Raw genomic sequence first — 23,887 nt, 5'->3', positions numbered from 1 at the left:
GTATGGCGGAAACAGGAGTCTTTTTATTTATAGGTGGTGAATTTCTTGGGGTCGAAGGCTTCCCGGATGGCCTCCCCGATGAAGGTGACGAGCAGGAGGGTAATCACCAGGGCGGAGAAGGCGGAGGTGACCACCCAGCTGGCGGAGAGGTCCGCCAGGCCGTCATTGAGCAGGCGCCCCCAGCTGGCGTACGTGTCCGGAAGGCCGAAGCCCAGGTAATCCAGGGAGGCCAGGGCCAGGATGAGGGCGGAGACGCTGAACGGAACCAGCGTGACCAGGATGGCGACGAGGTTGGGGAGGATGTGGACGAAGAGGATGCGGCTGGTGGAAGCCCCCAGCACGCGGGCCGCCGCCACGTAGTCGCGCGCCTTTTCCTTCATGGTGGAGGTTCTGAGCTGGTAGGTCATGGCCATCCACCCGAACATGATGAGCAGGCTGATGATCAGGAACATGCCTTTCATGTGAAGCGGCACCATGTCTGAGATGATCATGATGATGAACAGGAAGGGAACCTGGGAGAAGATTTCAATGAGGCGCTGCATGCCGAGGTCGAACATGCCGCCGAAGTAGCCCATCATCATCCCGAAGGTGATGCCGATGAAGTACACGATGGGAAGGTAGAAGATGGCGGCCTTCATGTTCACCTGGAGCCCTCCGTACAGGTACGCCAGGATGTCCGCGCCCTGGGTGTTAGTGCCCAGCAGGTGGCCTCCCTTGAGGGGTGGGGCCGGGTGGTAGAAGATGCGGCTGATTTTGTTCTCGTCCGTCTGTTTCAGGAAGTCCTCCTTGGTGCCGGGGCCGCTGTAGTGTTCCGCTACGATCTGGTTGTTTTCATACGTGGCGCTGTACACTTCCGTCCGGTCTTCCAGCCAGCCGGTGGCGCGGTCCACCTTTTTCCCCTTGCGGAATTTGTAGCTGATGTGGGGAAGGGCTTCTTCATCCTTGTGCAGCCGGGAGGCCAGGCCGGAATACGGCTTGCCGCTGGACTCGCAGACCAGGCCGTCTTCATTCACCGTCAGGGCTTCAGAACCGGGATTGGTGGAATCCCCTGTGGGGTCGTACGGCACCAGGGGCATGATGACGAGGGAGGGTTTTCCCGGCTGCCCTGCCTGTTTTTTCAGTTCGCGGTAGTTGGCTTCCGCATCCGCAAAGTCCCCGGTCTGGCCGAAGGTGGAGCCTTTGTAAACCTTGCGCATGATGGCGGGGAAGTACCAGGAGCCGTCCTGCACGACGAGCAGCGCCCGTTTGCCCACCAGGCACTGGTCCATGCAGGCCAGCAGCGTCAGTACGAGCAGGATGATGAGGGAGACATAGCCGCGGGAGATGCTTTTAAAGCGCTGGATGCGGCGCTTCGTAATCGGCGTGGGATGGAAGCGGCGCGGCCCTTTCAGCATGATCCAGAAGCCGACCCCGGCCATGACCAGCACGCAGGCCCAGCCGAACCACAGGAATTTTCCCTGCGGCGTCAGGATGCCGCCGTTGTTCTGGTCCGTGCAGACGATGTTGAGCATGCTCATTTCACGCGAGACGGTGAAGGGCCAGCTCAACGTGGGCAGGAGCAGGCCGCACAACTCTCCCACGGCAGTGAGGACCGCCAGAATGACCAGAAGGTATGCCAGTTTTCTAACCATGTGTGTTATTCAAATTTAATGCGCGGATCCACGGCGGCTACGATGATGTCTGAAAGCAGGTTGCCCAGCACCATCAGGAAGGAGGTAAGCAGCAGCGTGCCCATGATCAGGGCGTAGTCCTTGTCCATCAGGGCCTGGTAGCTCAGCATCCCGAAGCCCTGGATATCGAAGACCTTTTCCACCAGCATGGAGCCGGCCACAATAAGGCTGATGAGGCTGCCCAGCGTGGAGGCAATCGGGATGAAGGAGTTGCGGAAGGCGTGCTTGATAACGGCCCCCTTGAAGCTCACGCCCTTGGCCATGGCCGTTCTGATATAGTCCGCGGAAAGGTTGTCCATCAGGTTGTTTTTCATCATCATGGTGGTGATGGCGAAGGAGCTGACTACATAACAGATCAGGGGAAGCACCGTATGGTGCAGCAGGTCTCCGGCCTGTTGCCAGAAGCCCATGTCCGCAAAGTCCGGAGACGTAAGCCCGCAGAGCGGGAACCATTCCAGACGCGCGCCCAGATACACCACCAGCACGGCGCCCAGCGCAAAGCCGGGCACGGAGTACCCCAGGAAAATCAGAACAGAGGAGATGTTGTCCACCAGGCTCTTGTGGCGGATGGCCTTTATTACTCCCAGGGGAATGCAGACGGAATAGGTAATAATGGCGCTCAGGATGCCGAAGTACAGGGAGACGGGAATGCGCTCCTTAATCATGTCCCACACTGGTTCATTGTATTTGAAGGAGTTGCCCATGGTGCCCTGGAGCAGCCCGTCAAAGCTGGTCTTATACATCACGGCGCGCCAGGCATAGCCGCGCGCCTTGTCCCTGACGGCTTCCGTATTGTCCGTCTGCCTCATGCGGCGCGCCCAGCGTTCCGCGCGGTCCATGGGGGATTCTATGTCCACGGTCCAGCCTTCCGAGGCGGCTTTCCGGGACGGAGTGCCGGAAAAGAAGGCGTCCTTCACGCTGTCGGAATCCTTGTCCTGGCGCACTACGACGACCTGTTCTCCCGTTTCATTCAGGTTGATCCGGGTGTGCGTATCGGAAATGCCGGAATATTCATCTTCCTTGTCCGCCGCTTCCACGCCGCCGATCTCCCCGAATTCCTCACGGGAAATGAAAATCTTTTTTGGGAGCACTCCCAGCCATTGCAGATAAGCGGTGATGATGGGCTCCTGAAGGCTGTACTGTTCCTCCAGGCGCTCCATATCCGCTTCGCTCAGGTTATTGTCGCCGCGCTGGGACCCCGCCTTCTGGCCGGACAGGGCGCTCATGCTTTGCTGCTGCATCATCTGCTCAATGGGACCTCCCGGAACAAAGCGGGTTATGCAAAAGACGAGGAACGTGACCCCCAGCAGCGTCAGGGGCATGAGAAGGAGTCGTCTGATGATATAGGTCTTCATTCGTCGCGCAGAACTCTACTGGTTTGTGGCAGGCGAGGCAAGTAGCAATGCAAATTTGTGAGCCTTTGCTAACATGCGGTTTCCCCATTTTTTCTTAATGCGGAATGGAAACAATTAAAGATTCCGCAGGATTTCAATGGAGCATCCCGTATTACCGTCAACGGTTCGCAAAACATTAAATGCCTTCTCCCAGGCGGCGCGCCAGCATCTCCGGGAGTCCGGCGGCCAGAATGCGCCTTTGCGCTTCCTCCACGTCGTATTCCACGCGGCGCTGGTAATAAACCATGCTGTCCACATCAAGCACGCCGTAGGCGGCGCGGGGGTCTCCGTCCCTGGGCTGGCCGACGGAACCCACGTTAATAAGGTACTTGTTGGTTTTGAGAAGCTGGATGTCCCCGGATTCATATTCCTGGATGCTCCCTTCATGGCGGATGAAGGTGCGGGGGACGTGCGTATGACCGTTGAAGCACAGGAACTGATTGTCGCGCAACATGTTGATGCTGTGCGTGGCCGTGTCCACATTCGTGACGTAGGACCAGGAATTGGGCTTGTCCTGGGTGGCGTGCACCAGAACGATTTCATTGGGCAGGATACGCTGGAAGGGGGCGCGGCGAAGCCACTTCTTCTGTTCTTCGGAAAGCTGCTGGCGCGTCCACATCAGGGCTTTGTACGCCACGGGGTTCATGCCTGCCGGATTGTCTTCCCCAATGGCTTCCTCATCATGGTTGCCGCGCACGGTGGGAATCTGGCGTCCGCGGACGAACTCAAGGCATTCGGCCGGATTGGCGTTGTAGCCCACAATATCACCCAGGCAGTAAACGGCGTCGCATTGAAGCTGTTCTATATCCTTCATCACCGCTTCCAGAGCGGGCAGATTGGCATGGATGTCACTGATCAGGGCTATTCTACTCATGGTGTTGTGGAGAAAAAGCATAGCACCTTTCCGGGGCGTTGCCAAGTCGTGATTAATAGATTCAATGGATTAAAGTTCAGAATCTGGGTCTATAGGCTTGCTGAGAATGAAAAAATATGGTAAAGAGTGATAGCGTAATAGGTAGATTACATAGGATCAGGCAAAAATGTAAAGAATAATGGGAAAGTTGACGTTTATTGATCTTTTCGCAGGCATTGGAGGAATTAGGTTACCTTTTGATGAACTTGGATACATGAATGTTTTTTCTTCTGAATTTAATGAAGCCGCATGTGATACATATGAGGCTAATTTTGGGCATCGGCCGAGTGGAGATATAACTAAAATCAAATCAAAGGACATACCTTCTCATGATTTATTACTGGCAGGTTTTCCTTGTCAGGCATTTTCAATTATGGGCTTAAAAAAGGGATTTGAAGATACCCGAGGAACTTTGTTTTTTGAAGTGGAACGTATTCTTCAATACCATAAACCCAAAGTAATTTTGTTAGAAAATGTAAAACAACTTGTAACTCATGACAAAGGAAGAACTTTTGATGTGATTATTAATAGGCTTACTAGTCTTGGTTATCATTTAAAATGGAAGGTACTTAACGCACTTGATTTTGGATTACCGCAGAAAAGAGAACGTATTATCATAGTAGGATTTTTAGATGAATTAACATCTTATTATTTTAATTTTGATTTTAATAGAGTTCCATATAATTTGAATTCTGTTCTGGAGCCTGATGAAAAGGTGGATCCTTCTTTGTTCGCTTCTGAAATGATTCAAAAAAAGAGAAAAGAGAAAGTAAAAGGGAAAATAATTTTTTATCCTTCTATTTGGCATGAAAATAAGGCAGGAAATGTCTCTATTTTAGATTATGCGTGCGCTTTGAGGACAGGCGCTTCTTACAATTATCTTTTGGTAAATGGATATAGACGTCCTTCCTCTAGAGAGCTGTTCCGATTGCAAGGGTTTCCAGACAGCTTCAAAATAGTTGTCTCGCATCAAGAGGTTAGAAGGCAAACTGGCAATAGCGTGCCTGTGCCTCTTATTCGGGCTGTGGCCCATAGAATTCATGAGGCTCTTCTATCTTCGGAAAGGGCGCGTTCTACTGAATTAAGCTAAACATCAATTATGGAAATTCCTAGGTTAAGAGATTCCGGACGTCGAAAAAGTAGAGAACCATTTAGGTTAAATGAAATACCTGATGACGTCGTCATAAATATAGGTTCTCATTTAGTCTATTTAATATATACAGGACGGAAAGATATTTCTGGTGACGATTGGGGAGACACTTTAGCATTGGCTATTGGAGGAGAACATCTCGCAAGCCCCCTTGGAATAGCTGATGTTGAATTAGGAAAGCTGGCATGGTCTGCTAAAACAGTTAAATGTAAAAATCCTTTTGAAGCATCATCCGTGCGTCTTATTTCAGGACGTTGTTCTCCTGATTATTCCTATGGAATAGTTAATCCCCATGAAGATGTGCAAAAAACAGGTACTGCGGTATTGAACATTTGGAATGAGCGCGTTAATATTGCTCAAGACAATTATGCCTCCGTTCGCACTTCGGTTTTAATTCGAAGTTATGATTTGTGCTCATATATACTTTTCGAGGAAGAAAATCATCGATACTGCACTACAGATTACGAATGGAAAGTTAATAATAATGGTAATTTAGTTGGATATTTAGTGAATACAGGAAGACAAATGTTTACTTGGCAACCTCACGGTTCGCAGTTTACAATTCATACGCAAATACCTGGGTCGGCTCGACGTTTTAAAATTAAGAAGCCTTTTGCTCTTAATGAAAAAGAAGTTTTGAGGATGCTTAAGTTTGATCCTTCATGGATTTCTTTTTGTTGAATTACCCTTCTTTATTTTTATGGATAAAGTAAGTCCAGAGATTCGTAGCCATACCATGGCTGCAGTAAAAAGCTATAATACAAAACCGGAGGTGGCAGTGAGAAAATTACTACATTCTCTTGGCTATCGTTTTCGTTTACAACGAAAAGATTTGCCTGGACGACCAGATATTGTGCTTCCAAAATATAAAATTGCTATTTTCGTCAACGGTTGTTTTTGGCACAGACATGAAGGATGTAAAAGAGCTACAATGCCTACTTCTCATTTGGAATACTGGGAACCGAAGTTTGCGCGTAATATTATGCGGGATAAGGAAAATTACCGTAAACTTGAAGCATTAGGATGGAGTGTTCGTATTATCTGGGAATGTGAAATCAACTCTATTCTTAAAAATCGTCTAGTTCCAGGTTTGCCTCAACTAAAATAATGTTACTTACTCTTTAGTATTTCTTCTTTTTTCTAATGTCTCTAAAGATTCTCTCAGGCCGTCCACGGGGTATTTCAGGGAATTGGCCAGGTGGCTGCTCATCAGGTCGCGGGCAATCTCGTCCGTCGGGAACAATTCCCGGAAGGGGACGCGGTCTTTTTCAGGCACTTTCAGCCTGTTTTCCAGGACGAAAATATTGCTCACCAGGCTGGGCGTCCGGTTCCTGGGATCCTTGAACAATTCCCTGCCCAGCTCCAGCGCCTCGCGGGATTTGGAGGGAACGCGGACAAGCGCATAAAACTCCTTGCGCGCCGTCAGGGGCGGCGCTCCCAGTTCCCGGGCCTTGCGGTAGGCTTCCGCAGCCTTTTCAAAATCCGGCTGGCGGTAGGTATCGCTGTACATGTTGCCCAGCAGGGATTGCAGATACCAGCTGTCCGGGTTGGCGCTGATGCCTTTTTCCAGGAAGCTGCGGCCCTTCTGGATGTACTTCCGGAAGCCTTCCCTTCGTTCCATGGGAGAAAGCCGCTTATTGTCCAGATAGCTGGAGGAGGCGTTATTGCCCAAATGCCACGAACCGTTGTCCCAGTAAAAGTCGGAATGGGGGGCAAGAGAGGTGATTTGGTTGTAGCGGCGTTCCAGATTGGCCCAGTCGGAAATCAGGAAGCAGTCGAAGGCCTCCATGCTCAGCACGGCCGCTACCAGGGAGCGCAGCCCCCCCAGGGAAACCATGGCGAGCTGCTGTTCCAGATAATCGGAGGAGGAGAGCTCCACCGGGTCATCCAGCAGCCCCGCCGCCTTCTCCTGCTCCAGAATACGGTTCTGCAAAGGCAGGCGGATCATGCCGAAGCCCAGCAGGGCAATGATGAAAATGACGATGGTTTTCAGCATGATTCGTAAATGGCGCGGGTTAATCCATATTCAGGCGCTTGCGGATGTCCTTATCCAGAAGTTCCCATTCCGGCACGGATGTTCCGGCCTGCCGGGCCTTGGAGAGAGGGTCTCCCCAGATGGCCGTGTATTCGACAGGGCGTCCTTCGTTGTAGTCCACGGCGCTGGACGGAATGAAGGAGCTCATGCTTTCCGTGCGGGAAAGGTGGAATTCCACCAGATCGTCAGGCAGGGTGTAGCCGCGGGCCTTCGCCGCCCGGACCACTTCCTCCATGATGCGGCGCGCCCGGGCGACGTTTTCCGGGTTTTGATAGAGTTCCGCAATGCTGATGCCCCCCAGCGCCAGGCACAGCCCGTTGAACGGGATGTTCCAGACGAGCTTGTACCACTGGATTTGCTCCGCGGCGTCAAAGGCGCGCGTCTTGATGCCGGCGTTGGCAAACAATTCGGAGAGTTCCCGGGCCTTTTCAGAGCCTTCCGGGGAGGGAACGAAGGGGGCAAACTGGATGTTGCCGCCTTCCAGATGGTTGACGTGGCCCGGTTCCGCGCGCATGGCGCAGATGAAGCAGAGGCCCACATAGATGCGGTCAGCCGGGATGATGCGGGCGATTTCCTCCGCATTTCCCATGCCATTCTGGAGCGTGACTACAACCGTATCCGGTCCCATCAACGGAGGGAGGGCCTTGGAAAAACCGGCATTTGCCGTGCTTTTCCAAGCGACTATGACGAGGTCCACCGGGCCGACTTCCGCCGCGTCCCGGTACACCTTGAGCCGGGGCAGGGAGATGTCTCCATGCAGGCTTTTCACTTGCAGGCCGTGTTCTTTCAGGTAGCCGTATTCCGAACGTACGATGAAGGAGACGTCCTGGCCGGATTCCTGAAGTCTGGCTCCGTAGTAGCAGCCGAGGGCTCCGGCTCCCAGAATGGCGATTTTCATGGTGTGCGGTGAAGGTGTGTATCTTGTATTGAGATTGCCTAGAGGCCCTGAACGTTGCCCTTGTTGTCCAGATAGATGTGCATGGCGTTCGGTGAGACGGGCAGGGCCGGCATACGCATGATTTCACCGCAGAGGGCCACCAGGAAGCCGGCTCCGTTGGCAATTTCAAAGTCACGCACAGTGACGGTGAAACCGGTGGGGCGGCCACGGAGACGACCGTTGTCGGAAAGGGAGTTCTGGGTTTTTGCCATGCAGATGGGCAGGTCCGTGAGGCGGCTGGCTTCAAACTGGGCCAGCTTCTTTCTGGCCGCGGGCGTCAGTTCCACTCCATCCGCTCCGTAAATACTGCGGGCGATGATGTTGAGCTTTTCTTCCACCGGAAGGGCGGATTCATAGAGGGGCTTGAAAGGAGCGGAGGGCTTGTCCGCAGCTTGCACCACCATTTGGGCCAGGTTTTTGCCGCCTTCCCCTCCCTGGGAGAAGATGTCCGCAATGGCGCAGGGAATGCCGCGTTCCGCACAGTGCGCCACGATGGCGTCCAGTTCCTCCTGGGAGTCGTCAAAGAATTTGTTGACGGCTACCACCACGGGGCGCTTGTAGTGGGCGGCGGCGTCCAGATGGGCGTCCAGGTTGGCAAGACCTTTTTTCAGTGCGGCCACGTCCGTGTTTTTCAGGTCCGCCAGGGCGGTGCCTCCGTGCATTTTCAGGGCGCGCGCCGTGGCTACGATGACGATGGCGGCAGGGTCCAGTCCGGATTGGCGGCACTTGATGTCCAGGAATTTTTCTGCGCCCAGGTCAAACGCGAATCCGGCTTCCGTGACGGCATAGTCCCCAAAGTGGAGGGCCATTTTGGTGGCCAGCACGGAGTTGCAGCCGTGGGCGATGTTGGCGAACGGGCCGCCGTGCAGGAAGCAGGGCACCCCTTCCACGGTCTGGACCAGGTTGGGCATCAGGGCGTCTTTCAGAAGGGCCATGACGGAGCCGGTGATGCCGAGTTCCCTGGCGAATACGGGCTTGTCGTCCGTCGTGAAACCGATCACGATGCGGTTGATGCGGTCTTCCATGTCCTTGTAGGAGGTAGCGAGGCAAAGGCACGCCATGATTTCCGAAGCCGGAGTGATGTCGAAACCCGTTTCACGCGGGAAGCCCTGCTTGTTGAGTCCCACGATGATGGAGCGCAGGGAGCGGTCATTCATGTCCATGACGCGCTTCCACGTGACTTTGCGTTCGTCAATGTTCAGCGTGTGGAAGAACATGGCGTTGTCAATGATGGCGCTGATCAGGTTGTGGGCGGACGTGATGGCATGGAAGTCTCCCGTGAAGTGCATGTTGATTTCATCAGGCGGCGTCAGGGAGCTTTTACCGCCGCCGGTGGCACCGCCCTTGCGGCCGAATACCGGGCCCATGGAGGGCTGCCGAAGCGCCAGGCAGGCTTTTTTACCGATGGCCTGCAACCCCTGCGCCAGACCGATGGAGACGGTGGTTTTCCCTTCTCCGGAAGGGGTGGGCGTGATGGCGGAAACCAGAATGAGTTTGCCGGGTGCGGCCGGCTTGTCCAGTACGTCCAGGGAAATCTTGGCCTTGTTGCGGCCGAAGGGGATCACGTCGTTTTCATCGACGCCCAGCTTGTTGACACAATCGGAGAATGCAGGTGTGACCATGAATGCATGATGACGGAAGCCCCCTCTTTTTGCAAGAAGGTTCATGGGCATTCATGTGGCGGAAACGGGGATGTTTTCAACCATCATGGGAGTAGGCCCAAGGAAATCCTGGGTTCAAGGAGGGTACGGGCAGAGGGTGCGCGGGAGAGGGAAAATTGGGCGGTGCGGGCACCGTTGTTTTTCAAACCGTGGGAGCGTGTCCTTCCACTATGTTTTCTAATGAAAGCGTTCCGGGAATGAGGGCCTCTGGACCTTATAAAAATTTCCCTGAAACCAGGGTATTTCAGGAAAGAAGCCGATTTGAAGGGTTACCGCTTCAGCACAGGGCGGTAATGGCCCGTGATGGTATGGGAGAAGAGGAAGTCTTCCTCCTGCGCACCGCAGCCGACGTTGTGAATAATCAGCGGCGTTCCTTCCTTCGTCTTCCGGTCGGAAACGATGCCGATGTGGGGAACACTGTCGGACAGGTTCCACGTAACCAGGTCGCCGGGCTTGTAGTCCGCCGCGGTTTCCGTAATGGGAACGGACCATCCTTTCCGGGCAAAGAAGGCGCGGAGATTGGGAACCCTGCGGTGGTCAATGCTGCGGTCCGTGGTTTTCAGGCCCCATAGTTTCGGATATTTGGAGAAGTGGGCCTTCATGTCTTCATGCACGGCTTTCTGGAGGTCCAGTCCGAAAGCCCTCATGGCTCGGATGACCACGTCCGTACATACTCCCGTTTCCTTGGGGACATCCCCGTTGGGGTAGGGGATGGTTTGATAGCCTCCGTTGTAGGAGACCGTTACTCCTATCTGTTCGCGCGCCTTGGCGGCCAGTGCGGCGTTGTCCGCCATCAGGCACGCGGAACAGGAAAGGAAGAGGAAGGTGAGAAGGACGGCGGGTTTCATGGGGTAGTTGGGCTGGGAAAAGGGTAAAAATCAGACGAAGCTGGCAAAGCCGATGTCCGGACGGCGCTGCATGCCGTCAAATTTGACCTTTTTGGTTTCGTTGTGGGCACGCTGGCGCGCTTCGGAAAGGGATTCCCCCTGCGCCACGACGGCCAGCACGCGGCCGCCGTTGGTTTCATAACAGTTTTTGTCCGCATTCCATTTGGTGCCGGCGTGGTAAACGGAGGCATTCGCAACGTCGTCCAGCCCCTGGATGGCGTCGCCGGAGCGGGAGGTTTCCGGATATCCCTTGGAGGCCAGCACGCAGCAGACGCTCCAGCCGTTTTGGAAGGAGATTTCTTCCGGAGTGAATTCTCCCTTGGCCCCGTGCAGGCAGAAGGAGGCCAGATCCCCGGAGAGCAGGGGCATGACGGCCTGGCATTCCGGATCCCCGAAGCGGCAGTTGTATTCAATCACCTTGGGGCCGTTCGGGGTCAGCATCAGGCCGAAGTACAGGAAGCCGCGGTAGGGCAGTCCGTCCTTTTTCAGCCCGGCTACCGTCGGGGCCACGATTTCCTTTTCAATGCGTTCCAGCATGTCCGGCTCCACAAGCTGGCGGGAGGCCACCGCGCCCATGCCGCCCGTGTTGGGGCCCGCGTCGCCTTCCTTGAGGCGTTTGTAGTCCCGCGCCGGGCACAGGATGAGGTAGTGGTCGTCCACCAGGGCTCCGAAGATGGAGACTTCCGGCCCGGTCAGGAATTCTTCCACCAGCAGGCGCCCTTCACCGAAGCGCCTGTCCGTAAATACTTCTTTCAGGAAAGCGTCCGCTTCTTCCTTGCTCATGCAGACGGCCACGCCCTTGCCGGCGGCCAGGCCGTCAAATTTGAGCACGGTGGGGTAAACGCCGCCGATGAATTGCCGGGCTTCCTCCAGGGTGGCGGCCACACGGGCCTGCCCGGTGGGGATGTGGTGGCGGAGCAGGAATTCCTTGGCAAATTCCTTGCTGGCTTCCAGCTGGGCGCTTTCCTTCACCGGCCCCCAGCAGGGAATGCCCACGCGGGCACAGGCGTTCGCCAGGCCTTCATCCTTCACCAGATAGCTTTCCTCCCCGGCTACGCAGAGGTCCACTTTATTGGAAACCATCCAGTCGATCAGCGTAGGCAGATCCCTGGCGGGAATGGGGGCTGCCAGACGGTTGATGGCGTCACTCCCCGGGAAACAGTACATTTCCGGTGCGGAGGGAGATTCCTTGAGCGCCTTGACCAGTGCGTGTTCACGCCCACCTTTTCCAATAACGGCTATTTTCATACGCGGCAAGTATGCCGGGACGGACTGATTTTGCCAAGCTGAAATGAACGGGGAAGGCACTCCCGGCATACGGTTTTTTCCGTGCTGCTCCAAGGGGCTTTCATGATTCAGGGGACGGCTGTGGAACGTCTGCGTGCCCCTGGGCGGTGTTTTGCTTCCGCGGGAATCCCGGCCATGAAAAAGACCGCCTGACACGGAGGAAAGGCGGCCTGTGAAAAGAAGTTGTTTGTCCTGGCTTTAGAACGGGATTTCGTCATCCATGTCTCCAAAGTCGCTGGACGGCTGGTTGGAGGGAGGCATGGGGGGCGGATTGTAGTTCTGGGCCGGACGGGACTGCCCGTAGTTGTTGGAGCGGGGAGCTCCCTGGGGCTGCTGGCGCGGAGCGCCGCCCATGTCGCCTTCACCGCCGCGGGGGAAAAGCTGGATGTTTTCACCGATCACGCGCAGCTTGGTGCGCTTCTGTCCGGAGGCCTTGTCTTCCCAGGAGTCCAGTTGCAGGCGTCCTTCCACAAAGACTCCGCGGCCCTTGCTGAGGTAGTTGCCGGCTACTTCCGCCTGGCGGTTCCAGAGGGTGACGTCCACAAAGGTGGTTTCCTCCTGGCGTTCGCTGTTGTCGCCCGCATAGTAGCGGTTGATGGCGAGGCGGATGTCCGTGACGGCGGTGCCTTTGGGGGTGTAGCGCAGCTCGGGATCGGCGGTCAGGTTGCCCATTAAGAAGACTTTGTTGAGATTGGCCATATGGGGTGGGTGTTAACGAGGTGTGTGATAACGTATAAGAAAGGTGCCTTGCCGTTTGGGAGGCGTGTGGCTGGTCGCTAGCAACTATGGCCCTGCACGTGATTTTGTGCAATACTAAATTGCGGAATCGTTCTTCATCATGTCTCCTTTCTACATTGCATTCGTCATGGAACCGTGAAAACTTCACCTCCATGAGTTTCAAGCAACGGCGGCGAAACGGACTGTTCCGGGTTTCCTGGAGCATGTGCCTTTTGCTGTCCGTGCTGGCGCACCTGTTCCTGCTGGCGGGAAGCTACCTGGTTCCGGAGGAATGGCTGGCTTCCCCGCGCCCGGCGGAAGCGGCGCGGCGGCAGGTGGTGGTGAGCGCGCGCATGGTGAAGAAGGTGGAGCCTCACCCGGAGGGCCGGAGGCAGGCGCCGAAGGAGCATCTGCCTACCATCGTGAAGACTAATGAGGAGCAGGAAAGCGCCACCAGGCCGGAGGCCCCCAAATTCCAGAGCAACAGGAACACGCGTGCGGAAGGCGGCCGAAAGGACCCGGACAGCAGCAGGGACATGCCTGCCCAGGACGGCGTGGAGCGCGAGAATGGGGAGATTGTCCTTTTTGACCAGAATAGGCAGGATGGCGACCTGAGCCATGAACGGGACGGCAACAAGAATGCCGCTCCCGGAGCGGCCGCCAACGTTCCCTACCAGCCCCTGGAGCTGTCCATGCCTCCCGCGGGCCATCCGGATTCCGTAGATCATTCTCCCAACAGGGAGGGCGTTCCGGGCAAGGCAAGCGAGGAAGGACTGGCCCGGCAGAACCGCCGCCCCGCGCAGGAAAGGGCCATGCAGCTTCCGCATGCGGTGACATTGCCCCGGCCCGGTGAACCGGAGAAGCCGGACGCCCTCCAGGAACTGGCCAAGAGCATTGCGAAGGGGGCGGACAATCCTCCCCTCAATCTTCCCAACCTGAATCTGCCTCCCAATACGAGGCCGGCGCAGAAGCAGCCTTTATACGACCCCATGTTTAACGCGGAGAGCCAGCCCGGCTTCAAGACGCATGAGCAGAAAACCAAGCAGACGGGCAAATTCAGCTTTGGCCGCCGCCCGACACTGGATGTGGAAGCCACCCCCATGGGGACGTACCAGGCGATCGTTTACCGGGCCATCGGGGAGCAGTGGTACCGGCAGTGTGACTTGAACCGCGACCTGATCGTCACCGGAACCGTGCGCATCCGCATCCTGATTAACAAGAACGGCAAGGTTTCTTCCATGAGGCAGACTTCCCGCGTGGGAGCCAGCGAGGTCCAGAAGTCCTTCACCTTCCTCGCCATTAAACTTGCCCGGCTGCCCGCGATGCCGCCGGAGGTGAGGAACGCGCTCGTCGGGGATTCGCTGGAAATGTACTTCGACTTCAATTTTTAACAACCTACCATCCTACAACAACATCATTCACTGATACTTCACCATGAACTTTATCAAGGACTGCATCACATTCTTCCAGGCAGGCGGCGTTTTCATGTATCCGCTGGCGGCCTGTTCCGTTCTTCTCATTGCGGCCATCATTTACCGCATGTTCAATATGAAGAGGAGCACCATCTGTCCCGCCAGGCTGACCCGGGCCGTGGAGCAGTACACCCGCGGGGCCTTGGAGCGCAGCGAACTGGAGAGGATGGCCGCGGATTCGGGTTCCGTGGAGGGGCGCCTGGTGCTGGACGCCCTGAATTCTCCTCTGGAGGATGAAGCCGCCCTGAAGGAGATGATCCAGGTGAAAGCCCGCGAGGAGTTCGTGACGCTCCAGGCGGGGCTTCCCCTGCTGGACATGATTGTGATGATCGCCCCCATGTTCGGTATTCTGGGGACTGCCAGCGGCCTGGTGCAGATTTTCAGCGTTTTCGGGATGGATGAGAGCCACGGCATGATCGCGCAGGGGATTGCCCAGGCGCTGAACACCACGATTGCCGGGCTGGCCATCGCCACTCCCGCCGTAATCGCCCACGTTTATTATTCCCGCAAGCTGGAGCGCATTTCCGCTTCCATGGAAGTCCTGCTGACGGAGCTGATTTCCTTCCGCTGCCATCATTCCCAACACTGAACAGGCCATGCAGTTTTACCGCAAGAAAGCAAGAACCATGGGGGTTCCCATCGTCCCCATGATTGACATATTGACCATTCTGCTCATCTTTTTCATCGTTCACACCCAGTGGAAAAAGCCGCAGTCCCTGCTGAAAATAGACGTGCCGGGCGCGGAGTTCATGGAAGGGACTCCTTCCACGGAGCAACGGGCCGTCCTGGCCGTGACGGGGAAATCCTCCATTTCCCTGAACGGGAACCTGGTGGAGATGAATGAGCTGGCCGCCGCCCTGGAGTCCCTGAAAAGGGAGAAACCGGACGTCAAATTGCAGCTTGACGTAGATAAAAAGGCGGAGTTTGGCGTCATTGTCGGCATTTGGGACGCGCTGACGTCTGTGGGTATTGACGCGGGGGATGTTCCTGCCAGAATAGAAATCAACAAATCCGGCGCACAGTAAGCGCCTTAACACATATATACTCCCCTCCCTCCCGATGTTATTGGAAATCGCACAGTATGGAAATCCGGTATTGAAGGAAAAATGCCGCCCCGTAGAACATTTTGACGACGGCTTGAAAGCCCTGGCGGAAAACATGCTGGAAACCATGTACGCCGCAGAAGGCATCGGCCTGGCGGCTCCGCAGGTGAGCATTCCCATTCAACTGGTGGTGATTGATATTCCGGAGGAGGAAGAGTCCGTCACCTGGCTGAAGGTGAACGGGGAGGACAAGGAGCTTTCAGACATCATGCCCCTGATGTTTGCCAATCCCGTCCTGGAGCCTTACGGGCCCATGCATCCCTTCCATGAAGGCTGCTTGAGCGTGCTCAAGATACGCGCTTCCGTCGTGAGGCCGGATTTTGTCAAAGCTACGGTGCTCCTGATAGATGGAAGAGAAGTGACGATTGACTGCAACGGATTGCTGGCGCGATGCTTGCAGCATGAATGCGACCATTTGAACGGCATCCTGTTTGTGGAGCGCGTTTCTTCCGCCCAGAAGATCACCCTGCGCAATAAATTGAAGCGCCTGGCTACCGGGTATTGACGGTTTCCCGGATCGGGTTCGGGCCGCCTGTTTGGCGAAAAGTCCCGGCGGCAGGGGAAATCACTCTTGAGCTGCCGCGATAAAGCGCGGGGTTAGCCGGTCTGTTGCATCGTGAGGCATAATGGGCTGTGAAATTTCTGGACTGGGTTTCTTTCTGCACGTGCCTGAATCCCTCTCCATGAACTTTATTTTACTCCGCATCTGCTCAAGGAGTCCATTGGGGCGCGCAGAAAATCTTGATCCCTTTTTCTTCAAATAGAGTGATGATTCCTCGTGGTCCCGCTGTTTGGTTTTCTGCGGTGCAGAGAAGGGAGGAGTGTCTTCCTCCTTCCAGCTTCCCGATCATGCCAGGTCTTTCGTTTGGCCGTTGAGGTACATGGGCAGAGATGGGGGCGCAGAGGATTGCGAACCAGTTGTCCATCCTTTCTTGGCTCTTTCTTCTACTAATGATTAGGGCCGGTCATCAACAAACGTCGCTGTCAGACGAAGATGAAAGTTCAGTCCTGTTCCTGTGGGGCTTCCAAAGAAGTATGGCCAATGCCTGGAGCAGAAGGGAGACCATGTTAAAAATGAAGATTGCAGGAAAGGAGCCGGGAAGGAGAAGCGTCACAAGGATGTTGAACAGGCTTCCGCAGAATAGAAACCTGCCGCCCAGTCGCTGAACACTTACCCATGCTTCATTACTACTGAAGGCGTAAGGGGTGCGTATTCCGAACCATTTGTTGGGAGTTATCTTAGGGCAAACGTTGGCCAGGAGCAGAAGAAATGTGTTCAGGCTTATGAAGATGACTTTGGCTGTGTCTTCCAGGCTGACCGTATTTGCCAGGCTTGTCTTTTGAATGGTCAGGCAAAGATAGGAAAACAGGACGACCAGGAAGAATTCCGCGTACGTGGCCATCTTCGCGCCAATCCGCCTGTTGTTTTCATTCCTGCTGAAGTGAATGGGCAAAAGGATGATCAGACGGAGAATCTTCCCGATGAGGAAGCCGAGGATTCCCAGGCCAATGAATCCCAGAAGAGCGTCCATGCCGTTCTTGTCCTCAAAACGGGTGGGCATGCCGTATTCATTGAAATGTACGGCGACGCGGGCGGGCAGCCGTGACGATACGGCTGCATAGTAAGTCAGCACAGGAAACAGGGCTATGACAAGTTCGTTGAAAATTGGCCCGATCCACCAGGATGGGGAAGATTGAGCAGAGAGCGGGGTTGGCTGCATGGCGTTTAATGATTGGGCTGGGTTCCGATGATTTTGTTCCATTTTCCGGGGGATGTTTCGCGGGCCGCCTTGAAATTGCCTATCCAGACCAGTATTTCTTGAAGAACGCTCAGGTTGATATCGTAAAAGATGAATTTGCCTTCCCTGTGGTCGCGGACGAGATCGGCTTCTTTTAAAACAGACAGGTGGCGGGAGATAGCGGCTCCGGTAATACTGAAATGTTCCGCGATTTCTCCGGCCGGCATGGCGCCGTTTTTAAGTATTTCCAGAATTTCACGGCGTGTGGGGTCAGCCAGGGCTCTGAGCGTAGATTGCAGGGAAGAGGGATTATTCATTTTATATTTAACTTTAATGTTAAATATTTCTAATATGGATTCCCGGCGAGGTCAACAAAAATGAAGAGAAGGACCGAACGGGACACTTGTTTATCACGTTCCTGCGTGTCGTGATAGCCGCTCTGATGGGATCATTCCTGAAACCGGACCGCCGTCCGCTATCCGGATATGGATTCCAAGGATTTAGTCTAAAGCTTTCCCGCACCGCAAGCCTTTGCAGCAAACTGAATCATTTGTGCGGATGGAGAACGTACGGTGGGGAGGAGCGTTCGCTGACGCTTCCAGTTTCAGGTCGAATGCTGCAAATGCTCGCTGCGTTCCAGGGGAGCTTCAGGAGGCTGCCGCAGGGACCGGAGCGTTCTGTGATTCCCTTTTGACGCGGATTTGCAGGTCCGCCAGGGCGTTCATGTAGTAGATGTACGCGTCAAAGGCAGAGGCATACGGGGTGAAGGAGTTTTCCTTCTGCATGTAATGGAAGTGGTCCGCGCTCTGGAGCTTGCGCCAGACGTGGGTGAGGTCCTTGTCATTGGCGGCCTTGACCGGTTTTTCCAGGCGGTAGATTTTGCGGATGGCTTCGTCCTGCATGACGTTGCCGTTCCAATGGGACATGGTTCCGAAGGTGGAGCAGGTCATTTCCTGGGTGCATTCGCAGACGGAGACGGGCTTGATTTCACGCACCACTTCAGACGGGGTCATGAACCGGTTGCCGGCATCCACGCAGGCAAGGATCATGGTGCGCCAGAATTCAAAGACGCCCGTAGCGTCAGACTGGCGTTCGCCAAGCGTCTCATAGTCCATGGACAGGGTGGTGACGCTGCCCTGCTGGTGCGTCAGCCAGTCCGCGAAGGTGGTGGGGGAAAGCGGGTATTCCGGCCATTCCGGATCGGTTCTCATGATCGCTAGGTCATTGGAAAGTTCCCGGTTGCGGAAGATGGTGGTGGTGTTATAGACCCACGGGGCCAGGAATACTTCATTGCTGGTGAATCCCTTGAGCATCGCCGGATTGCCGTCCGCCATGATGCCCTTGAAGCCGAGCGTTTCCGCCTGCGCCGCAATGGCGTTGGAGTACAGCATGCCGGTGTTCATCAGCACGTCTGATTCCTGGCGGAAGAGTTTTTTAAGGAGTTCCCGGTGCTCTTCAATCTGCTCCGCAAATTCCTGCGGTGAGTAGACGGAGGCGAGGGAGTTGTAGTACGGCATCACCAGAAAGTCCACGCAGCCGGTTTCAGCCAGCTCCTTGAAGGCGGCAATCAGGTCCGGCCTGTGGTACAGGGCCTGTTCCAGAATGACGCCGCTGAGGGCCAGCCCGAAGCGGAATTTGCCCCCTGTGAGTTCGATGAGCTGCTTCATCAGCCGGGTGGCCGGGAAGTAGCAGCGTTCCGCCACCGTGCTGAGCACGCGGGCATTCAGATCGTCATCTTCATAGAAGGCGTGTTCTCCAATTTTGAAGAAGTCGTAATGAATCAGCCGGTTGGGCTGGTGTGCCACGAAAGTGAGGGAAATGTTGCTCATGTACGGGGAAAGGGCTGGGAGTTATCGTGTGGGGTGAAAAGGCGGTTCTTAGCGGTTCAGCACATGTTCGTAAACCCGGATGACCTTGTCTGCGGCGGCGTCCCAGGTGGAGGCCTTGATGTCCTCCGTGCTTTGTTCCACCACTTTCCGGTACAGTTCCTCATCCGTGCAGAGATGGACGATGTGTTCCGCCATCTTGTTGACATCCCAGAAGTCCGCTTTCAGGGCTCCCTTCATGACTTCCGCCACGCCGGACTGCTTGGAGATTACGGCGGGGATGTTGAATTGGGCGGCTTCCAGAGCCGACAGGCCGAAGGGCTCCGATACGGAGGGCATGCAGTAGATGTCCGTGATGGAGAGGAGGTCATTCACCTTGTCTTTGTTCAGGAAGCCGGTGAAGTGGAATTTGTCGCCCACGCCCTTGAAGGCTCCGGATTCAATCAACTGGCGGAGTTTTTCCCCGGTACCGGCCATGACGAAGCGCACGTCGTCCGTCTGCTCCAGAACCTTGGCGGCAATTTGCAGGAAGAAGCCCGGACCTTTCTGGGCCGTCAGGCGTCCCAGGAAGAGCACGAGCTTTTCCGGAAATTTTTTCTTTCCCTTGAAAACCTTGACGGGGTCCGCCCCGTTGTGGATGGGGAAGATTTTATGGGGGTCTATGGCGTAGTGCCCGCTGGCGATGGTGCCCGTGTATTTGCTGACCGGAATGACGGCGTCCGCCTGTTCCATGCCGAATTTTTCAATATCGTAAATCCATCCGCGGGCGTCCGCTCCGGCGCGGTCAAACTGGGAGGCGTGCAGGTGCACCACCAGGGGCTTGCCCGTGGCTTTTTTCACCTCCACGCCGGCTAGGTAAGTCATCCAGTCATGGGCGTGGATGATGTCGAAGTCCTGCTGCATGGCGACTTTTACCGCGATTTTGGAGAACTGGATGACTTTCAGGGCCAGGTCCCCGGCATAGAGGTCCTCCTTGTTTTTGAATAGCTGGAGGTCCGCTTCATGCGTCTTGGAGAAGGTGATGCGGCCTTCCTTGGTGAACTGCACCACGCCGGATTCCCCCTCCACGGTGGTGTAGGGGTCCAGTTCAATGGGGGCGTGCTCCACCAGGGCGAAGCTGTCATAGGAATACTTCCGGTCCACTTGCTCCACTTCCCGATAGGAGACGTTGTTGAGACCAGTGAGCTGGAACCCGTCAAAAAGAACGGAAGGATCGGCCTTGGGGACGATCACTCTTAAATCCACTTTTTTTGCCAGCGCCTTGGAAAGGCCCAGGCAGGCAATGCCCAGCCCCCCGTTAACCAGAGGTGGGAATTCCCATCCTAATGTAAGAACTCGGATTGTGCTCATTGGTTGATGTGGGTTGTCGGTGTCGGGAAGGAAGCGGCCTCATGCCGTGTTGTGCACCAACGCAATAAAACCAGATTTTTCATGTTCGGTCTAGAGTAATATGAGTAATTTTGTCCTAATAATGAAAAGAAAAATGGTGGTTTAGTTCAATCTTGCGTTCGTCATGAAATTAATTTAATCTGAATCGAACGCTTTTGATTCTCTCTTCTGTTTGGCTTCAATGTGCACCTCTCCCAACATCCCTGAAAGACGAAAAACGCCCCCTCTCCGGGGGCGTCTCGTCAAATGGGAATACACCAATGCGGTTTCTAAAATAACTCTCAGCGTGTGCCTTGCGGACGATGGAATTGTCCGCGTGACGTATTTCACCGGACCAGTGCCGGAAGATGAGCCCAGCTATGCCGTCAGCCCCGGGTATTCCGCCCCCGGCGCGGAGGTCCGGGAGTATGACGAAGCCGGAGTGCATGTCATTGAAACGTCCCTGCTGCGGATTCGCATCCGTACGGAGGAGCAAAAGGTGGATTTTTACGATATTGTCACGGACGAACCCCTGCTGGCGGATGAAGGCGGCTTTGGCCGGGAGTCCAAGGACTGGACGGGGGACGCCCGCGTGTGGATACGGAAAAGGCTTCAGGACACGGAGCATTTTTTCGGGCTGGGGGACAAGCCCTGCGCCCTGAACCTGAGGGGCAAGTATTTCTCCATGTGGGGGGCGGACCATTATGATTTTCACGAGGAATCGGATCCTCTCTACAAGAGCGTTCCGTTTTTCCTCAGCCTGCGGGAAGGGAAGGCGTACGGCCTGCTGTTTGACAATACGTGCCGCTCGTACTTCGACTTCGGCGCCTCGGATGAAAAGGTGCTGGCTTTCGGGTCGTTCGGCGGCCTGATGAATTATTACTTCATTTACGACCGCAGCCCTCTGGACATCGTAGCCGCCTACACGCGCCTTACCGGCACGCCCGAACTGCCGCCGCTGTGGGCGCTGGGCTACCACCAGTCCAAATGGAGCTATTATCCGGACAAGGCCGTGTATAACCTGGTGGAGCGGTTCCGGGACCTGGGCATCCCGTGCGACGCCGTCCATCTGGACCACCATTACATGGAGCAGAAGGAGGGGTTTACGTGGGACAGGCACAATTTCCCCGATGCGGCGGGGATGGTCCGCTCTCTGGAGGAGGACGGCGTGAAGACGGTCCTGATCGTGAATCCCGGCGTGAAGATCAACCCCGCCAATCCTGTTTGGGCGGAGGGTTTGGAACGGAATTATTTCTGCCGGCGGTCGGAGGACAATCTTTTATCGGAGGAAGTCTGGCCGGGACTCTGCAATTTTCCGGATTTCACGGCCCCGGCCGTCCGCAGCTGGTGGGCGGACCTGTTCAGGCATGATCTGGAAGAGGTGGGCGTGCGCGGCCTCTGGAACGACATGAACGAGCCTGTCGTCTTTCCGGACCGCACGTTCCCGATGGATACGCGGCATGAGTACGACGGCATGCCCTGTTCCCATGAAAAGGCCCATAACATTTACGGGCAGTGCATGGCGGAAGCCTCCTGGCTGGGCATGAAGCGCCACGCTCCGGACAGGCGCCCCTTCCTGCTGTCCCGGTCCGGTTTTGCCGGATTGCAGCGCTTTGCCGCCACCTGGACGGGGGACAACCGGTCCAGCTGGGAGCATTTGAAGCTGGCCAATTTCCAGTGCCAGCGGCTTGCCGCCTCGGGCATCTCCTTCGCGGGGGCGGATGCAGGGGGCTTCATGGGGCATCCCACGCCGGAGCTGTTTTGCCGCTGGATGCAGATGGCCGCGTTCCACGGGCTTTTCCGCAATCATTCCTCCGGGGAATTCGGAGGCCAGGAGCCCTGGGTGTTCGGACAGGAGGCCACCGCATACGTGAAAGCCGCCATTGAGGGCCGCTACCGCCTGCTTCCCTACATTTACACGCAGTTCCGCCGTTACGCGGAGACGGGGATGCCCGTGCTGCGCTCCCTGGCCCTTCAATGCTTCAGGAACAGGGACACCTACTGGCGGGGGGCGGAATATTTCTTCGGCGACCATCTGTACGTCATTCCCATCCATGAGCCGCAGGAAGGCGGCCGCTTCCTCTACATCCCGGAAGGCGTCTGGTATTCCTACCACGCGGACAGCCTGATGGAGGATACCGGAAAGGACGTCTGGGTGAAATGCCCGCTTTCCTTCCTGCCCGTGTACGTGCGCGGCGGGGCGGTCATTCCCCATTGGCCGGTGCAGCAGCACGCAGGCGAACTGCCGCGGCCCCCGCTGACGCTGGACGTCTGGTGGGCGCCGGATGAGGAAGTGGCCTCCCACCTGTATGAGGATGCGGGGGACGGCTATGCGTACCGGAACGGGGAATGCGCCGTTCATGAGTTCCTTTACCGCGGCACCGGTTCCCATTCCCTGGAACTGGCGTGGAAGTGCGAAGGGGACCCCTGCGCGTTCCATGAGTCCGCGGAGGTTGTTCTGCACGGCCTGCCTGCCGGGATTGCCCTCAGCGCGCGCATGGACGGCGTTCCCTGCCGCGGCGTGGCGAGGGATGGCCGGGTATGGAGAATCCCGGTAGAGGGCAAGTTTGAGACGCTTTCCGCCTGCTGGACGGAGGAATAACAGGCGGGAATGTCAGGGAAGCAGGAAACTGCGCCTGACCGTATCCCGCTTTAATTTCAGCTCCCGCCATTCATGCGTCAGGGTGGAGGAGGCCACCACCCCGCCTCCCGTGCAGAGCGCGAGCCGCCGCCCCTGCCAGTACATGGACCGGATGCCCACCAGGCAGAAGAAGTCTCCGTCTTCCAGAAATCCGAACGGAGCGCCGAAATGGGACGGACAGCGGAGTCGCGAACGCCAGTCGTCCAACTGGGCGAGCGTCTTCTCCGTCCGGGGCTGGGATCCCAGGGCCGGAGTGGGGTGGAGCAGCCGTATCCAGTGGTCCGGCGGCAGCAGTTCGTCCGCTTCCAGGGTGAGGTAGGTGGCAAAGTGGATCAGGGTATTCAGGTTCAGCACGCTGCGGGCCGTTCTGGTGACGCTGCCGTAGGGAGACAGGCGGGAAAGGATGCTGCCGGCCACGATTTCATGCTCGCGGATTTCCTTGTCGTCATTGATGAAGACGCCCTCGTCTTCCGGCCGCGCCGTTCCGGCCAGGGCCATGGTCGTCAGGCGTCGTCCCTGCTGGTGGAACAGGGTTTCCGGGGTGGCTCCGCAGAAGCCTTCCTGCTCCGTCCACCAGGCATAGGGGTAATGAAGCGGGGAACCGTTGACGGCCCGCAGGATGAGTTCACGGGGAACGTGGGGAGGCTGCATTTCTCCGAACTGGGGCGTTGCCGGAACGCTTTTCACCAGATGTCCGGAGGCGATTTGTTCAATCATTTCCGCGAATACCTGGGCATACGCGTCCGGGGACGGTTCCGTCCACAGGATTTCCGGAGCGGGCGGCGTGGGGCTTTCCGGTTCCGGAATGGGATGCAGGGCGGACGGTATTTTCCACGGCTGCGGGTCATCCAGGCGGAACGTGTTGACATAGAAGGCGGGGCCGGAATCCGGGGGGGCGGCCGATTCCCGGAAGGGCCCGGTCCCGAGAAGAAGGCCGCGGGAAGGGTGTCTGATCAGGGCTCCGGAAGTCAGCGTGTTTATGTCCATGCGGGGGCCATGTTAAAATGCTGTGGCAGGGAATTCCAGCTATTTGAATGTTTGTGGAGCTTCTCCCGGGAGCGAAGGCCTCCGGCCTTCGTGCGTGAAA

General features: G+C 56.2%; 22 protein-coding genes. 8 read left to right on the top strand and 14 right to left on the bottom strand.

The window, feature by feature from the left end:
- Nucleotides 1-23 precede the first annotated feature (23 nt).
- The 3 genes from QSJ36_RS02680 to QSJ36_RS02670 form a co-directional block, all read right to left on the bottom strand.
- Nucleotides 24-1,631 (bottom strand): ABC transporter permease subunit, encoded by a 1,608-nt coding sequence (locus tag QSJ36_RS02680; RefSeq protein WP_102726346.1) that lies wholly within the window; start codon nt 1,629-1,631, stop codon nt 24-26.
- 5 nt (nt 1,632-1,636) lie between these two features.
- A complete protein-coding gene (locus QSJ36_RS02675; RefSeq protein ID WP_022398361.1) occupies nt 1,637-3,025 on the bottom strand; it encodes an ABC transporter permease in 1,389 nt (462 codons plus the stop codon).
- Nucleotides 3,026-3,200: 175 nt separating this feature from the next.
- A complete protein-coding gene (locus tag QSJ36_RS02670) occupies nt 3,201-3,938 on the bottom strand; it encodes a metallophosphoesterase family protein (RefSeq protein ID WP_102722090.1) in 738 nt (245 codons plus the stop codon).
- A gap of 178 nt (nt 3,939-4,116) precedes the next feature.
- Here QSJ36_RS02670 and dcm point away from each other — a divergent pair, with 178 nt between their 5' ends.
- The 3 genes from dcm to QSJ36_RS02655 are packed head-to-tail and all read left to right on the top strand — an operon-like array spanning nt 4,117 to nt 6,235.
- The gene (gene dcm / locus QSJ36_RS02665) at nt 4,117-5,067 is read left to right on the top strand and encodes a DNA (cytosine-5-)-methyltransferase (protein WP_285466641.1); all 951 of its coding nucleotides are present in this window, start codon (nt 4,117-4,119) and stop codon (nt 5,065-5,067) included.
- A gap of 9 nt (nt 5,068-5,076) precedes the next feature.
- On the top strand, nt 5,077-5,808 hold the full coding sequence (locus QSJ36_RS02660) for a hypothetical protein (protein ID WP_285466639.1): 732 nt from the start codon (nt 5,077-5,079) through the stop codon (nt 5,806-5,808).
- Nucleotides 5,809-5,827: 19 nt separating this feature from the next.
- Nucleotides 5,828-6,235 (top strand): very short patch repair endonuclease, encoded by a 408-nt coding sequence (locus QSJ36_RS02655; protein WP_285466637.1) that lies wholly within the window; start codon nt 5,828-5,830, stop codon nt 6,233-6,235.
- 6 nt (nt 6,236-6,241) lie between these two features.
- Here QSJ36_RS02655 and QSJ36_RS02650 read toward each other — a convergent pair whose 3' ends face one another.
- From QSJ36_RS02650 to QSJ36_RS02625, 6 genes are all read right to left on the bottom strand, one after another.
- Nucleotides 6,242-7,123, bottom strand: a complete 882-nt coding sequence (locus QSJ36_RS02650) for a hypothetical protein (protein WP_285466635.1) — start codon at nt 7,121-7,123, stop codon at nt 6,242-6,244.
- Nucleotides 7,124-7,142: 19 nt separating this feature from the next.
- Nucleotides 7,143-8,060 (bottom strand): 2-dehydropantoate 2-reductase, encoded by a 918-nt coding sequence (locus QSJ36_RS02645; protein WP_285466632.1) that lies wholly within the window; start codon nt 8,058-8,060, stop codon nt 7,143-7,145.
- Between the two features lie 38 nt (nt 8,061-8,098).
- Nucleotides 8,099-9,721, bottom strand: a complete 1,623-nt coding sequence (locus QSJ36_RS02640; RefSeq protein ID WP_102722091.1) for a formate--tetrahydrofolate ligase — start codon at nt 9,719-9,721, stop codon at nt 8,099-8,101.
- 308 nt (nt 9,722-10,029) lie between these two features.
- Nucleotides 10,030-10,608: a DUF1287 domain-containing protein gene (locus QSJ36_RS02635; protein ID WP_102722019.1), complete on the bottom strand. Its 579-nt coding sequence runs from the start codon at nt 10,606-10,608 to the stop codon at nt 10,030-10,032.
- Nucleotides 10,609-10,638: 30 nt separating this feature from the next.
- Nucleotides 10,639-11,895, bottom strand: a complete 1,257-nt coding sequence (gene purD, locus QSJ36_RS02630) for a phosphoribosylamine--glycine ligase (protein ID WP_022398354.1) — start codon at nt 11,893-11,895, stop codon at nt 10,639-10,641.
- A gap of 237 nt (nt 11,896-12,132) precedes the next feature.
- Entirely contained in the window at nt 12,133-12,633 is a 501-nt protein-coding gene (locus QSJ36_RS02625; protein ID WP_102722020.1) for a single-stranded DNA-binding protein, read from the bottom strand.
- 191 nt (nt 12,634-12,824) lie between these two features.
- On the opposite strand from QSJ36_RS02625, the gene QSJ36_RS02620 reads away from it, so the two are divergent.
- The 4 genes from QSJ36_RS02620 to def are packed head-to-tail and all read left to right on the top strand — an operon-like array spanning nt 12,825 to nt 15,731.
- Entirely contained in the window at nt 12,825-14,042 is a 1,218-nt protein-coding gene (locus tag QSJ36_RS02620; protein WP_285466625.1) for a hypothetical protein, read from the top strand.
- Between the two features lie 43 nt (nt 14,043-14,085).
- Nucleotides 14,086-14,712, top strand: coding sequence for a MotA/TolQ/ExbB proton channel family protein (locus QSJ36_RS02615; RefSeq protein WP_285466623.1), 627 nt, complete (start codon nt 14,086-14,088; stop codon nt 14,710-14,712).
- 7 nt (nt 14,713-14,719) lie between these two features.
- Complete coding sequence (locus QSJ36_RS02610) at nt 14,720-15,148, top strand: biopolymer transporter ExbD (RefSeq protein ID WP_285466622.1); 429 nt, start codon at nt 14,720-14,722, stop codon at nt 15,146-15,148.
- A gap of 34 nt (nt 15,149-15,182) precedes the next feature.
- Nucleotides 15,183-15,731 (top strand): peptide deformylase, encoded by a 549-nt coding sequence (def, locus tag QSJ36_RS02605; protein WP_102722023.1) that lies wholly within the window; start codon nt 15,183-15,185, stop codon nt 15,729-15,731.
- Between the two features lie 463 nt (nt 15,732-16,194).
- Here the strand turns inward: def and QSJ36_RS02600 are convergent, their stop codons facing one another.
- The 4 genes from QSJ36_RS02600 to QSJ36_RS02585 form a co-directional block, all read right to left on the bottom strand.
- Nucleotides 16,195-16,860, bottom strand: a complete 666-nt coding sequence (locus tag QSJ36_RS02600) for an SdpI family protein (RefSeq protein ID WP_285466619.1) — start codon at nt 16,858-16,860, stop codon at nt 16,195-16,197.
- A gap of 92 nt (nt 16,861-16,952) precedes the next feature.
- Entirely contained in the window at nt 16,953-17,282 is a 330-nt protein-coding gene (locus tag QSJ36_RS02595) for an autorepressor SdpR family transcription factor (protein WP_102722025.1), read from the bottom strand.
- Nucleotides 17,283-17,612: 330 nt separating this feature from the next.
- Entirely contained in the window at nt 17,613-18,794 is a 1,182-nt protein-coding gene (locus QSJ36_RS02590) for a glycoside hydrolase family 57 protein (protein WP_022398346.1), read from the bottom strand.
- A 48-nt stretch (nt 18,795-18,842) separates the two neighbouring features.
- Nucleotides 18,843-20,141 (bottom strand): glycosyltransferase, encoded by a 1,299-nt coding sequence (locus tag QSJ36_RS02585; protein WP_022398345.1) that lies wholly within the window; start codon nt 20,139-20,141, stop codon nt 18,843-18,845.
- Nucleotides 20,142-20,466: 325 nt separating this feature from the next.
- Between QSJ36_RS02585 and QSJ36_RS02580 the strand changes: the two genes are divergently transcribed.
- Entirely contained in the window at nt 20,467-22,761 is a 2,295-nt protein-coding gene (locus tag QSJ36_RS02580; RefSeq protein ID WP_285466614.1) for a TIM-barrel domain-containing protein, read from the top strand.
- A 12-nt stretch (nt 22,762-22,773) separates the two neighbouring features.
- Here QSJ36_RS02580 and QSJ36_RS02575 read toward each other — a convergent pair whose 3' ends face one another.
- Entirely contained in the window at nt 22,774-23,787 is a 1,014-nt protein-coding gene (locus tag QSJ36_RS02575; RefSeq protein ID WP_285466612.1) for a chorismate-binding protein, read from the bottom strand.
- Between the last annotated feature and the right edge of the window lie 100 nt (nt 23,788-23,887).

This window comes from Akkermansia sp. NBRC 115031 (genome assembly GCF_030268505.1).
In the GTDB taxonomy this organism is placed as follows: Bacteria; Verrucomicrobiota; Verrucomicrobiia; order Verrucomicrobiales; family Akkermansiaceae; genus Akkermansia; species Akkermansia massiliensis.
The sequence above is the reverse complement of the archived record's forward strand: the minus strand, read 5'-3'. Positions and strand labels throughout refer to the sequence as shown.

What these genes read in the sequence shown, in the direction of transcription:
- QSJ36_RS02680 (WP_102726346.1), bottom strand. Translation starts at nt 1,631, where the DNA reads ATGGTTAGAAAACTGGCATACCTTCTGGTCATTCTGGCGGTCCTCACT.
- QSJ36_RS02675 (WP_022398361.1), bottom strand. Translation starts at nt 3,025, where the DNA reads ATGAAGACCTATATCATCAGACGACTCCTTCTCATGCCCCTGACGCTG.
- QSJ36_RS02670 (WP_102722090.1), bottom strand. Translation starts at nt 3,938, where the DNA reads ATGAGTAGAATAGCCCTGATCAGTGACATCCATGCCAATCTGCCCGCT.
- dcm (WP_285466641.1), top strand. Translation starts at nt 4,117, where the DNA reads ATGGGAAAGTTGACGTTTATTGATCTTTTCGCAGGCATTGGAGGAATT.
- QSJ36_RS02660 (WP_285466639.1), top strand. Translation starts at nt 5,077, where the DNA reads ATGGAAATTCCTAGGTTAAGAGATTCCGGACGTCGAAAAAGTAGAGAA.
- QSJ36_RS02655 (WP_285466637.1), top strand. Translation starts at nt 5,828, where the DNA reads ATGGATAAAGTAAGTCCAGAGATTCGTAGCCATACCATGGCTGCAGTA.
- QSJ36_RS02650 (WP_285466635.1), bottom strand. Translation starts at nt 7,123, where the DNA reads ATGCTGAAAACCATCGTCATTTTCATCATTGCCCTGCTGGGCTTCGGC.
- QSJ36_RS02645 (WP_285466632.1), bottom strand. Translation starts at nt 8,060, where the DNA reads ATGAAAATCGCCATTCTGGGAGCCGGAGCCCTCGGCTGCTACTACGGA.
- QSJ36_RS02640 (WP_102722091.1), bottom strand. Translation starts at nt 9,721, where the DNA reads ATGGTCACACCTGCATTCTCCGATTGTGTCAACAAGCTGGGCGTCGAT.
- QSJ36_RS02635 (WP_102722019.1), bottom strand. Translation starts at nt 10,608, where the DNA reads ATGAAACCCGCCGTCCTTCTCACCTTCCTCTTCCTTTCCTGTTCCGCG.
- purD (WP_022398354.1), bottom strand. Translation starts at nt 11,895, where the DNA reads ATGAAAATAGCCGTTATTGGAAAAGGTGGGCGTGAACACGCACTGGTC.
- QSJ36_RS02625 (WP_102722020.1), bottom strand. Translation starts at nt 12,633, where the DNA reads ATGGCCAATCTCAACAAAGTCTTCTTAATGGGCAACCTGACCGCCGAT.
- QSJ36_RS02620 (WP_285466625.1), top strand. Translation starts at nt 12,825, where the DNA reads ATGAGTTTCAAGCAACGGCGGCGAAACGGACTGTTCCGGGTTTCCTGG.
- QSJ36_RS02615 (WP_285466623.1), top strand. Translation starts at nt 14,086, where the DNA reads ATGAACTTTATCAAGGACTGCATCACATTCTTCCAGGCAGGCGGCGTT.
- QSJ36_RS02610 (WP_285466622.1), top strand. Translation starts at nt 14,720, where the DNA reads ATGCAGTTTTACCGCAAGAAAGCAAGAACCATGGGGGTTCCCATCGTC.
- def (WP_102722023.1), top strand. Translation starts at nt 15,183, where the DNA reads ATGTTATTGGAAATCGCACAGTATGGAAATCCGGTATTGAAGGAAAAA.
- QSJ36_RS02595 (WP_102722025.1), bottom strand. Translation starts at nt 17,282, where the DNA reads ATGAATAATCCCTCTTCCCTGCAATCTACGCTCAGAGCCCTGGCTGAC.
- QSJ36_RS02590 (WP_022398346.1), bottom strand. Translation starts at nt 18,794, where the DNA reads ATGAGCAACATTTCCCTCACTTTCGTGGCACACCAGCCCAACCGGCTG.
- QSJ36_RS02585 (WP_022398345.1), bottom strand. Translation starts at nt 20,141, where the DNA reads ATGAGCACAATCCGAGTTCTTACATTAGGATGGGAATTCCCACCTCTG.
- QSJ36_RS02575 (WP_285466612.1), bottom strand. Translation starts at nt 23,787, where the DNA reads ATGGACATAAACACGCTGACTTCCGGAGCCCTGATCAGACACCCTTCC.